The organism is Streptomyces canus, from assembly GCF_030816965.1.
In the GTDB taxonomy this organism is placed as follows: domain Bacteria; phylum Actinomycetota; class Actinomycetes; order Streptomycetales; family Streptomycetaceae; genus Streptomyces; species Streptomyces canus_E.
Map to the genome: position 1 here is coordinate 1,504,387 of NZ_JAUSYQ010000002.1, position 12,210 is coordinate 1,516,596.

Genomic DNA, 12,210 nt, shown 5'->3' on the forward strand with positions numbered 1-12,210 from the left:
GGACTCCCTCACACAGCCTTCGACCGGTGGGCGGGCGCGATGTCGCGTCCGTCGACGGTCAGTTCAAGGTCCAGGAACGAGGAGGGGGCGGGCGCGGGCGCCGTCCGCTCCTCCCGCCGCGGTTCCAGCCACAATCGGCGGCGGTGGAAGCGGGGTGGCGGCAGAGGGCTGCGTCGCACCGGCCTCCCCTCGCGCTCCGCCGGGTCGAGCGCGGCGGCGATGAGGTGGGCGTTGGTGCCACCCAGCCCGAAGGAACTCAGTCCCGCCACGCGCTCAGCCGCTCCCGAAGGCCACGGCGACAGGCGGGTGTTGGGGAAGAAGGGGGAGGCGGAGAAGTCGAAGCGCGGGTTGGGGCGCTCGCAGGAGAGCGTGGCGGGGATCAGTCCGTGTTCCAGGGCGAGGACGGTCTTGGCGAGTCCCGCGATGCCCGCGGCGGACAGGAGGTGGCCCAGGTTGGTCTTGACGCTGCCGATGGCGCACGATCCCGGGCGCACCCCGGCGAACACGTCGGTGAGGGAACGCAGTTCGATGGGGTCGCCGATCAGGGTGCCGGTGCCGTGTGCCTCCACCATCCCGATCTCCTCGGGGCGCCGACCCGCGTCCTCCAGCGCGCGCCGCACGACGCGCGCCTGGGCCTCCGGGCTGGGGGTGGTGACGCCCATGGTGCGGCCGTCGTTGTTGACGGCCACCGCTTCGATGACGGCGTGGACGCGGTCTCCGTCGGCGAGGGCCGCGGCGAGCGGCTTGAGCAGGACGACCCCGCATCCCTCGGCCGGTACGAAACCGTCGGCGCGCTCGTCGAACGTGGCACATCTGCCGGAGGGGGAGAGCGCGCGGGCCGCGCTCAGTTCGAGGTAGGGCTTCTCGTCCAACAGGATCTCGACGCCGCCCGCGAGGGCGAGCCGCGACTCCCCCGCCAGCAGGCTGCGCACGGCGAGCTGCACACTCACCAGCGACGACGAGCAGGCGCTGTCGACCACGAGGTTGGGGCCGCGGAAGTCGAAGTGGTGTGCCACGTGCGCGGCGATGAAGTTCTGGTCGGAGCGGAGCGCGCCCGACCAGGTGCCGGCCCGTGCCCCGTAGTCGGACATCCGGGCGCCGACGAACACGCCCACGTCCTGGCCCGCGAGTTCGCCGTCGTCGTACCCGGCTTCACGGAGACAGGCCGCGGAGCCTTCGAGGAAGAGCCTGATGGCGGGGTCGAGGCAAGTGGCTTCCTCGTCGCCGAAACCGAAGTAGGCCGGGTCGAAGTCCTCGATGCCCTCGACGAACCCGCCCCACTTGCTCATGCTGCGGGCCGGGGCCCGCTCCGGCCGGTACCACCGGCGTACGTCCCACCGGGAGGCAGGCACCTCGGTGACGGCGTCGCGGCCGGCAAGCAGCCCCGCCCAGAAGGAGTCCACGTCCGGGGCGCCGGGGAACCGGGTGGCAAGACCGATCACCGCGATTCGGTTGTCCGGCGTACGTTCCTGGCGCGACGGCGGACGGTCGGACGGGGTTCGCTCCTCGGGCGGTGCAGCGTGGTCCGGAGGCTCGGCCCGCAGGACGCCGAGGTGGGCGGCGAGGGCGTCGAGGGTCGGGTGCTCGAGCAACGCGGCCGGGTGCAGGGGTCTCTCGATCCGGTCCTCGATCATGCGCAGCAGTTCGCCGAGCATGATCGATTCCACTCCGAGGTCGCCGAAGGACGTCGAGGTGTCGAGGCCGTCGGCCGGAATGCGCAGCGTGTCGGCGAAGATGTCGATCAGCCAACGGGGCGGCACCATCAGGGACTCGGGTGGTTCGGACGGTTCAGGTGACTCGGGCATGGCGACGGTGGCGTCCCTTCGCAGCAGGACCAGCCGGTCGGGATCGGGAGGCGGTGCGCCCTCCTGCGGGGCGGCCGGCAGGATCCGAGAACCGGAGGGCAGGGCGAGCGCCCGCTCCAGGACACGAAGTCCCTCGGCGTCGGTGAGCGGGCCGATACCCACCGGGGCGCATGGGTTGGGCAGGTGCCGGGTGCCGCCGCTCTGCGCCCACTGGGGCCAGTCGACGGAGATCACTCGGGGGCGGTCCGTACCGGATCGGCTCGCGGCGGCAAAGTCGAGCAGCCCGTTGGCCGCCGCGTAATCGGTGCACCCCGCCGCGAGAGACGGCACCGCGCTGCACACCGAGGAGAACAGGAGGAGGAAGTCCGGGTCGTCGCCCTGGTCCGCCGAGTCCGCCAAGGTGGCGAGCAGTGCTTCCAGGCCGTCGGCCTTGGGGTCCAGCACTTCCCGCGCCTCTTCGAGGTCCAGGTGTGCGAAACCGTCGGTGGCGCGGGCGGGCCGTCCCGCGCAGTGCACAATGCCGCCGATGCGGGAGACGGTCCCCCGCAGCTCCGCGAGCATCGCCCCGAGCGCCTGCCGGTCGGTGAGCGGCGCCCGGTGCACCCGCACGTCCACGCCCCGCTCCCGCAACTCGCTTACCGTCGACGCCGATTCGGTGGCCACAGGGTCGTCGTCGGCCGCGCCCCCTGGCCGGGGCGTTCCGCACAGGACGAGGGTGCGGGCACCGCGCTCCGCCAGCAGCCGGGCGACGCGGGCGCCGATCCCGCGCGTTCCGCCGGTGATCACGTAGGCGGCGTCAGGGTCGGTGCGCAGGGGCTGCCAGGGCGCGCGGACCGGGCGCAGTTCGGGAAGGAACCGGGCCCCCGCCCGATGGCACACCTCCCCCACGACCTCCTTCGCCGACCATTCCGCGAGGATCTGGGTCACGAGGTCCTCCTCGTGGCCGGTGCCGGTGTCGGTGTCGAGAACCGAGGCCAGGAGGCGGCGGTACTCCGCACCGATGACGCGGACGAAGGCGGCGGTCCTGGCGCCCGCCGGATTCGTGGACGGTCCGTCGACGCTCTGCAGCCCCGAGGTGACCTGGAGGACACGCAGTCCGGCGACCGCCCGCTCGCGCACCAGCGTCCGCAGTACGGCGAGCCGGGCCCGCCACAGTCCGCACTCGGCGGGCGAACGGTGCAGATCCGCCAGGTCGAGCAGGCCGACGGGCCCGGTGTGGTCGTCGAGGAAGCCGCGGACGATGTCCTGCGCCCCGGCCTCGTCGACGTAGCCGGGTACACCGTCCCGCAGTTCGCTGCCCTCACGGACCAGCAGCACGCGCCGCCCGCTGAGCCGCTGCGCCAGAGCGCGGGCCACCGGCTGCGAGGCGTCCGAGAAAAGGCAGAGCAGCACCTCGTCCGGTGCACCCGACACCGTGGGCAGGGCCCCGACGGACCGCCAGCCGCGGGTGTACAGGGGGATGTCGTCCCGGAGGGGCTCGGCGACGCGGGTGTCGGCGACCACCGGTGCCGCGGCGGTGGCGGTGGTGGCGGTCGCATTGGCCGCGTCCAGCTGTGGCGGCCAGCAGCGCATCCGGGCGAACGGGTACGAGGGCAGCGACACGAGACGCGGCGCGTACGGGGTGTCGTCCGGGCGCACGTCCGTCCACGTGACCCGGCCGCCGTCGACCCAGTGCCGGGCCAGGGCTGCTGTGTCGTTCGAGGCGGGCGAGGAGGACGCCAGGCCACCGCGGGTGCGGCCGTGGAAGGCGTGCGGATCGTCCCTGACGGCCTCGGGGCCGCCGTCGGCGAAGCGTTCCAGGCGTTCGCGCAGTCCCGCGAGGTCCGTGGCGACGACTGCCAGCCGCTCCCGCAGCGGCTCCCGCCCCACGTGCAGGGTGTACGCAAGATCGACGAGGTCGGCCGCGCTGTGCCCGTCCCGCTCGCCGAGCGCTGCCGCCAGGCGTCCCGTCACCGCTCTCAGGCTCCGCTCGTCGTAGGCCGAGAGCGGGAAGAGGAGCGGTCCGGCGGCGGTGGCCGCGCTCTGCTCGCGCGGGGCGGCGGGGGGTGCCTCCTCCACTATCAGGTGCGCGAGTGTGCCACCCGCGCCGAAGGAGCTGATCCCGGCCCTGCGGGGGTGTTCGCCGGCGGGCCAGTCGGCGGCCGTCCGCTGCACCCGGAAGGGCACGGAGTCCCAGTCGATGCCGGGGTTCAACTCCTCCGCGTGCAGGGACGGCGCGAAGCGGCCGTGCCGCATCTGAAGGATGACCTTGGTGAGTCCGGCGATGCCCGCCGCCGGTTCCACATGGCCGAGGTTGGACTTGACGGAGCCGATGGGGATGGTCCCCGGCGCGAGGCCCCGGCCGTCGAAGACCTCGCCGAGCCCCGCGATCTCGACCGGGTCGCCCAGCGACGTACCGGCCCCGTGTGCCTCGATGTAGCCGATGGTGTGGGCGGGCACCGACGCATCCCGCAGGGCGGCGGCGACCATGGCGGCCTGTGCGCGTGGGTTCGGGACGAGGAAGCCGTTGGTCCGGCCGGCGTGGACGGTCGCGCTGCCGCGCAGTACCGCGTGGACGCGGTCGCCGTCGGTCAGCGCGGTGCGCAGAGGCTTGAGCAGCACCACGCCCGCCCCCTCCGCGGGCACGAAGCCGTCGCCGTCCGCGCCGAAGCTGCGGCAGCGCCGTCCTTGCGCGGTGAGCCGCATGCGTTGTTGCTGGCGGAACTTGTTCGGGTGGACGGACAGGTTCACGCCTCCCGCCAGGGCCGCCTCCACCTCGCCGGAGCGCAGGGCCCGTATCGCCAGGCCGATGGCGACCAGCGACGACGAACACATCGTGTCGACCGTCAGGCTGGGGCCGTTGAGGTCGAAGTGGTAGGAGACCCGGTTGGCGATCCCGCCCAGGGTGGTCCCCGTGTCGAGCGGATCGCCGCGCAGCGTCGACTCCACTCCGAAGTAGGGGTACTCGTTGTACATGGCGCCCGCGTAGACGGCCACCTTTCCGGAGTGGCGCTCGCGCAGCCGGCTGCGCGGATATCCGGCGTCGTCCAGCGCCTCCCACGCCACTTCGAGAAAGATCCGCTCCTGAGGGTCCATCAGGTCGGCGTCGCGCGGGGTGATGCCGAAGAGCAGGGGGTCGAAGGCGTCGATGCGATCGAGGAAGCCGCCGTGCGCGAGGTCGGCGGGCCAGTCGTCCCGCGTCCGGTCCGCGGGCAGGGCCGTCACGCAGTCGGTGCCGCTGACCAGACGCTGCCAGAGCATGTCGAGGTCGGGTGCCTGGGGGTAGCGTCCCGCGATGCCGATCACAGCCACGGCGCCGTCGTCGTGCGGCCCCTCCGCGGCCCGGCCGGTGCCGCGTGCCGCGGCGGGTGTCGTGGTGTGCCGAGTGTCGTCGCCCGGGCGGTCCGCCGTCCGCAGGTGCGGGTGGCGGCGGGCCAGTTCGTCCGCCACACCGGCGAGGTCGGCGTGGGCGTAGAACAGCGTGCGGTCCCGCTCGCCCAGTTCTTCCTCCAGCCGTGAGTTCAGTCGCGAGACGAGGAAGGAGCTGAGGCCGTACCGGTCCAGTGGCGTACGGGGTTCGAGTTGCTCCGGCGACAGACCGGACACCTGCGCGTACGTCCGGGTCAGCCAGGCGAGAGCGGCCGACGCGTCGACGGCGTGATTCCTGTCTCCCCTGTCGTTCGGGGCCGTCGTCCGAAGGGGGGTCTCCCGCCCGGCGTCGTCCGTCTCGTCGCCCCAGGTGGAGGTGGGCAGTGAGACGCGTCTGGCCGGCTGCGTCCAGTGCGCGCGCCAGTCCACGGGCGCGCCGTGCACCCAGACGCGGGCCGCCTCGCATTCCGTCGTCGCGGCGGTACCGACCGCACTGACCGACGCACGGACCGCGCCGCTCACGCCGCCGCCCCCGTCGTCGGAGGTGCCCGTAGCCAGTGCGGGGTGTGACCGGCCCGCGAGGTAGGCGTCAAGAGCCTCGTCCACATCGGTCAGTTCGGTCACGGTGATCGCGAGACGGTGTTCCAGCTCGGCCCTTCCGGTCTGCAGGGTGTACGCCACGTCGGCGAGCGACAGTTCCCGGTGCCCGTCCCGCGCGGCGGCTTCGACGAGGTGCTCCCGCAGGAGGCGGGCGCTCGCCTTGAGCCCGGCCGGGTCGGAGGCGGAGAGGACGAGGGCGTGCGGGACGGCGGCCTGGTCGCGGTTCACGGTTCCCCCTGAGTGATGAAGCGCGTGGCGAGGTCGAGCATCGCGTTCCCGGCCCGGAAGAGCCCGAGATGGTCTCCGCTGTCGGCCACCACCAGACGTGCGTGGGGCAGCGCCGCGGCGACGTAGCGGGAGCCGTCGGGGTGGGCGGTGTCGTCGTCCACGCTCGTCACCACCAGCGCGGGCTGTTCGATGCGGGGCAGTTGCGTGGCGAGGTCGGCGCCCATGAGAGCGCCGTTGAGCTGGCAGTAGCGAAAGAGCAGTTCGGGGGTGGCGTACGGGTAGAGCACGAGGTGGGCGAGGCCCGGCGGGACGGTGGTCAGCATCGACCGGCAGAGCACGGCGTGCACGCTGCTCGCACTCACCCGGTTCTCCGCGGCCATGGCCATGAACGCCTGGAGATTGCGCTGATGGCTCGTCTTCGGCGCGTGCTCGCCCAGTTCGAAGTCGCCGTGCCAGAGGCTGAGGGAGCCGACCCGCTCCGGACGCGCGTCGGCGGCACGCACCGCGAGGACCGCGCCGCCGCAGAGGCCGACGACGTGGGCACGCCGCAGGCCGAAGTGGTCCATGACGGCGAACAGGTCGCCTACCTGGGTGGCGACGTCGGTCGCGCCGCCGCCTCCGCCCGTGTCCACGAACAGTCCCCGGCTCTCCCAGGTGACCACTCGGTTGTGCACCGCGAGTCTGCGCATCCACACCTCGGCAAGCCGGGCCGGCATTCCACAGGCCGACGCGAGGACCACCCCGGGGGCGTCCGTATCGCCGGCCGCGTAGCCAGGGAGCGCGACGCCGTCCGCGGCGTGCACGGTGTCCCGCTCACAGAAGCTGTCGAAGTCGAGGGCGAGGGCGGAGTCCACTGTCGCGTCGAACTCGTCGGAATGCTCGTCCGTGGTCGTGGCCGCGAGCGGTGCCGCCAGCCGTTCCAGTGCGAGACGGGCGCTGACGACCCGGTCGAAGGGGCTCAGGTTCTTGCGGTTGGTCAGCCGCATCGGCGGCACGTGGAGCCGTTCCGTGACCCGGTCCAGGACACGCTGGAGCCCTCGTCGATCGGCGGGCGCCACGTGCAGGGGAGGCGCCAACGCGTGGGCCAGCGGACCGACGTCCTTCACCGCTTTCGTCAGTTCGGCCACAGCGCGCCGTGTCTCAAGGCTGAGCACTCTTTCGTCAGCTCCTTTTTCCGGCCGGGCTTTGCCTGCAGGCTAGGGGGGCGCTCCGGACCGGGCTGCTCAGTGTTGAGCAGGGCGGTCTCGCGCAATTCCCTAGCCTTTTCCAGCGGGCCTTTTCGCGGGCCCACACGGAGCGAAAGGGAATTGCATGAGCACCGAGGACGCCTTGGCAATCGACCCGAAAACCACCGCTCTCGTGCTGGTCGACTTCCAGCGCGGCGTGGTCGAGGGAATGGGAGGTGCCACCGCACTCGGACCGCATACCGCCGAGGACGCGGTCGGCAGAGCGCGTCGGACCGCGACGGCGCTGCGCGAACTCGGCGGCCTGGTGGTCATGGTCCGCGGGTCGATGGGCCTGTCGGGGGTGCCGTTTCCCGCGCCGCGCACGGACGCCGGCGTGCCCGCGGGCGTCCCCGTCCCGCCGCACTGGGCCGAGATCGTCCCCCGGCTGACGGACTGCGCCGATCATGTCGTCACCAAGCACCAGTGGGGCAGTTTCTACGGAACGGACCTGGAGGTGCTGCTGCGTCGCAACGGCGTCACGACGCTGCTGCTCGCCGGGGTCGCGACGAATCTCGGCGTCGAGTCCGCCGCCCGTGAGGCCTACGACCGCGGCTTCGAGCAGGTGCTGATCGAGGACGCGACCACGGCGTTCGACGCGGCGGCCCACCGCGACTCGGTGTCCCGGGTCATGCCACTGCTCGGCCGGGTGCGCAGCACCGAGCAGGTGCTGGCCGCGTTCGCACGCCACTGAGCGGGTTCCGACGAGGCGACAACCTCAGCGACGGTCGGACGGAATCGCGGATTCCGTCCGGCCGCCGGGCACCCCTCCCCGCTCCCGCGGACCTAGCCCGTGGCGGCCACCTCCTGCATCAGCCGCAGCAGCTCCGGGGTGTAGAGACCGTCGAGCGGGGCGACGCCCGAGAGCGTGTCGAAGTACCGCTGGGTCAGTTCGGGCGAGGTGGAGACGGCGCGCAGGAGGGCGATCCTGCGGCCCTGGGCATCGGCCTGCGCCACCCCCAAGGTGGCCTGGAACGGGCCGCCGAGCCTCGCGTCCCGCTCGGTGGCGAAAGCGCTGAGAGCGGCGGCCTGCGCGACCGGGTCGCCGACGTGCTCCCGGACCCCTTCGACGAGCAGCTCCGCCTGCATCAGCGCGTCGCCGATGCCCTGGGCCGTCAGTGAGTCCTTGTGGTGGCCGGCATCACCGATGAGCACCCAGCCTGGCCCCGTGGCGGTGCGAAAGTAGTTCTGCTGGTCGCCCGTTCCGTACAGGCGTTCCATGCGTTCCGCGTCGTCGAGTTGGGCGTGCAGGGCCGGGGCGTTGACCCGGACGCTTTCGAGGTAAGCGTTCATGGCGTCCCGCCGCACCTCGTCGAAGCGGTGCTGCGGGTGGTAGGCGGCGATCAGGGTGGCGTCGTTGGTGGGGACCGCGGCGATCCATCCCGTGGGCCCCTCGTACATCTCGAAGTCCGTGCGCGGCCCCTGCCAGAAAGTGTAGTAGGCGCAGGTGAGGGCGGGGTGCTCGACCTGTTTGGCGGCTCCGACGAGCCGGGCGACCGTGGAGCGCATCCCGTCGGCTCCCACCACCAGATGGGCCCGCTCGGTGTGCACGGCGCCGTCCGGGCCGTTCCAGCGGACGCCGGCCACCCGGTCACCGTCGTGGACGAGGCCGGTGACCTCGCTGCCGTCCCGGAACTCGGCCCCCGCGGCGACAGCGCCCTCGACGAGGATGCGGTCGAGGAGGTACCGCCGGGGCGCGTACGCCTCGCGGATGCCGTCGATGCCGCTGGAGCAGCCGGTCACCCGGACACCGCCCACCTCGTAGAGGACGCGGTCCAGTGGCGGGCAGCCGGTGGCCCGCACGGCGTCGAGCAGGCCCCAGCGGGCCAAGCGGGCCACGCCCGGCTGCTGGATGTAGAGCGTCGAGAGGGTGTCCGCGGGGAAGACCGAGCGTTCCAGCAGGAGCACCCGGTGGCCGGAACGGGCGAACAGCATGGCGGCCGGAGCACCGGCGGCGCGGGCCCCGACGACTATGACGTCGTACACGACCCGATCACTCGCCCTCGGCGGCCTGGGTGGCGTACATGCCCCAGTGCTGCGGCGTCAGTGCCAGATCTCCCAAGGAGCCCTGGACGAACATGCGCTCCCACCCGCCGCCGCCCCGCTCGTCGGATATCCACTGTTTGGTGAACACCTCCCGGGTGGCCGAGGTGTTGACCGCGCGCAGCCCCATCAGCGTGTAGTAGGAGCTGAGCGACTTCAGGTGGATGAAGTGGTGGATGCGGTCGGACTTCCCGAAGGCCTCCTCGTACAGGAAGATCGTCGCGTGGCCCTTGAGGCTCTCGTTCCAGGCGTCGCACAGGGCCCGTGCGAACATGCGGCCCTCGCCCCGAAAGGCGTAGTTCAGCTCGCCGGTGCGGTGCATGAGGATGCCGCAGTTGGCGGAGTGCAGAATCTCGTCGGCCGGGACGTCCGTCTGCAACTGCGCGGTGGGGACGTCGAAGCGCACACCGCCGCTGCCGTCCTCGCGCACGGTGTCGAGTTTGCTGTCGGCCGTGCCGTACATGCCGAAGGTCGAGGGAATCAGCACCTCTTCCTTGAGGCCGCCGTCGAGGAACATGCGGTCCCAGGTGCCGCCGCCGCGCTCCTCGGGGATGCGGGGGCGCATCATGATGTCGCGCCACCCCGCGTCCTGGGTGCCCATCTGCACCAGCGTCTCGTACGCGTCGAAGGACTTCAGGTGCATGAGGAAATGCAGCCGGTCCTTGACGCCGAACGTCTCCTCGTACACGAAGACGGACACGATTCCCGCATAGTTGGTGTTCAGGTATTCGGCGAGTTCCCGGCCGAACTGGCGCCCTTCCGAACGGAATTCGGCCCGCAGCTGACCGACCCGTTCGACGATGACGCCGGAATTCGCAGAATGCAGGATCTTCTCAGGAGGGAGGGTGGTCTGGTGCTGGGCGGACGGGATGAAGAAATCCTGGGACGTCGGAACGGGCATGTGCGTGGTCTCCTGCCTGTACGTACGGGGAATGACGGGGTGAGCGGGGGTCAGTCGAAGCGGTAGCTGAGGGAGACGGTGCCCGCGGCCTCCTCCTGGGAGAGGTAGTTGCCGCCTCCGGAGAGCCCTGCCAGCTCCCCGGTGCCGGACCCGGGGACGACCCACAGCTCGGCCTGGAGGGTGCCCTTGTCGAAGGTGCCATTGGTGCGCAGGGCGAAGCCGCCGCTCCGGCCGCCGAGGGTGCCGGTAACCGTGAGCATGCCGGCGATGTCGGCGAACGTGTCGTCGGGCCGCACCATCAGGTACTCGGCGCGGACGTCGCCCTCGATCTCACCCTCGAACCTCTGGGTCGTCGAGGCATGCACGATGCGTGGGCCGCCCTCCTGCTCCTCGCCGAGGGGCTTCTCGTCCCACGACAGCATTCGAAACGTCGCCTTCGCCGCCTGCTGTCCAGCCATGGCGGATGTCCTTCCGTCGTTGTGGGTCCTGCCGCTGTGGGGCGCCAGGGATGTGTGTGCTGTGCGGTGTGTTGAGGATCAGGGCTGGTCCGGGCGCGCGGCGGTCTCCCGCAACCGGTCCCGCAGGACCCGCTTGCGCACCTTGCCGTTGGGTGAGAAGGGGAGTTCGGGCAGTAGCTCGATCTGTCGCGGCACCCAATGCGGGGGCAGCCGGCGCTCGAGGAAGGTGTTCAGGTCGTCGAGAGTGCTGTCCGGAGCGAGCACGACGGCGGCGGCCACCCGCTGCCCGCCGCTCCCGTCCGGGACGCCGAAGACAGCTGCTTCCAGGACCGCGGGATGCTCGTACACCTCTGCTTCGAGAGCGATGGTCGACAGGATCTCGGTGGGAGTGTGGATGGCGTCCTCGGCCCGGTCGAACAGGTAGAGGTCGCCGTCGTCGCCGATGTAACCGAGGTCGCCGGTGCGAGTCCAGTCGTCTCCCGGTGGCTGCTGGTTATGCAGGTAGCGGCGCCGCGGAGCCGCGCACCGCAGCTGGATCCGGCCCAGGTCGCCGTCGGGTACGGGGACATCCTGCTCGTCGACCACGCGGACCTCGGTGCTGGGGGTGGGGCGTCCCACGGAGAGCGGCCGCGCCGGGTCGTAGGTGTTGACGACGACACCGGGAACCGCTTCGACCTCGGTGTAGGAGCTGTTGAGGCGGGCTCCGGGGAACATCGCAAGGAGCCGGTCCGCGAGCGCGGGGGCGATGGCTGCGGCGGCCGAGGCGAGGGTGTGCACGGAACTGAGGTCGTACCGTTCGTGGATCTTCGCGGCGACCATTCGGGCGGCGATCATCGGATTGACCATGACGGAACCGACGCCGTGCTCGGCGATGAGTTCTCCCATTCGCTCCACGTCCCCGGGCCGGGTCGCGATGAGGGTGGCCCGAAGGGACAGCGCGACGTTGGTGGTGGTCACGCTGGCAGTGGTGCCGAGCTGCATGGGCACGATGAGCGGGCGGGGGTCGCCGAACTGCGCGAACGCCTCGGGTCCGCGTCCGAAGGTCAGATTGCCGTGCGGGACGCGTACCGGCTTGGAGTCGCCCGTGGTGCCCGACGAGTACAGGAGGTCACTGATGTCCTCTGGCCCCACCCGCACGTCCACGGGCGACTGTTCGCCGGTCTCCAGTGCGGAGACGGTCCTCACCCAGCAGCCTGGGTCGTCGGGCGGAGCTATACCGCTGCCGCGGATCATACCGCTGGGGCGGCACTGTGCGAGGCGGCGGGTGATCTCCGCCTTCGGCATGGTGTCGTTGAGATGGATGGCGGTGCAGCCGGCTTTGAGGATCCCCATGTAGGCCACCGCGTAGTCGACCCAGTCCATTCCCCCGAACAGCAGGGCCACCACGTCACCGCGGGCGGCCCCGGTGTCGAGGAGTCCGTGTGCGAGGGCGTCCGACCGGGCGTTCCAGCCGGCGTAGGTCATGGTCGCCGCCCCGTCGACCCGCATGACGGTCCGGTCGGCATCCTCCGACACCCGCATGCGCAGCAGATCGGGGACAGCGAACCCGGAGGTGGTCGTGGTCTCGGTGCTCTTCGCTGACGGTGTACTCACACCCCGCAAGC

The 12,210-nt window shown here is 71.6% G+C and carries 7 protein-coding genes; 1 reads left to right on the plus strand and 6 read right to left on the minus strand.

Annotated features, from left to right (window positions below; translation table 11 throughout):
* Window positions 1-8: 8 nt before the first annotated feature.
* Together QF027_RS07945 and QF027_RS07950 are read right to left on the minus strand one after the other, a co-directional pair.
* Window positions 9-5,981: an SDR family NAD(P)-dependent oxidoreductase gene (locus QF027_RS07945; protein WP_307073654.1), complete on the minus strand. Its 5,973-nt coding sequence runs from the start codon at window positions 5,979-5,981 to the stop codon at window positions 9-11.
* Window positions 5,978-7,135, minus strand: coding sequence for an alpha/beta fold hydrolase (locus tag QF027_RS07950; RefSeq protein WP_306984785.1), 1,158 nt, complete (start codon window positions 7,133-7,135; stop codon window positions 5,978-5,980). The genes QF027_RS07945 and QF027_RS07950 overlap by 4 nt, the downstream gene beginning before the upstream one ends.
* Window positions 7,136-7,292: 157 nt before the next feature.
* Here QF027_RS07950 and QF027_RS07955 point away from each other — a divergent pair, with 157 nt between their 5' ends.
* A complete protein-coding gene (locus tag QF027_RS07955; protein ID WP_306984783.1) occupies window positions 7,293-7,898 on the plus strand; it encodes an isochorismatase family protein in 606 nt (201 codons plus the stop codon).
* Window positions 7,899-7,990: 92 nt separating this feature from the next.
* On the opposite strand, the gene QF027_RS07960 is transcribed toward QF027_RS07955, so the two are convergent.
* The 4 genes from QF027_RS07960 to QF027_RS07975 form a co-directional block, all read right to left on the minus strand.
* Entirely contained in the window at window positions 7,991-9,190 is a 1,200-nt protein-coding gene (locus tag QF027_RS07960; protein ID WP_307073656.1) for an NAD(P)/FAD-dependent oxidoreductase, read from the minus strand.
* A gap of 7 nt (window positions 9,191-9,197) precedes the next feature.
* Window positions 9,198-10,148, minus strand: coding sequence for a DUF6039 family protein (locus QF027_RS07965; RefSeq protein WP_306984779.1), 951 nt, complete (start codon window positions 10,146-10,148; stop codon window positions 9,198-9,200).
* Between the two features lie 50 nt (window positions 10,149-10,198).
* Window positions 10,199-10,606 carry a DUF3224 domain-containing protein gene (locus tag QF027_RS07970; protein WP_306984777.1) on the minus strand — a complete coding sequence of 136 codons (408 nt, stop codon included), beginning with the start codon at window positions 10,604-10,606 and terminating at the stop codon, window positions 10,199-10,201.
* A 78-nt stretch (window positions 10,607-10,684) separates the two neighbouring features.
* Window positions 10,685-12,199, minus strand: coding sequence for a class I adenylate-forming enzyme family protein (locus QF027_RS07975; protein WP_306984775.1), 1,515 nt, complete (start codon window positions 12,197-12,199; stop codon window positions 10,685-10,687).
* Window positions 12,200-12,210 lie beyond the last annotated feature (11 nt).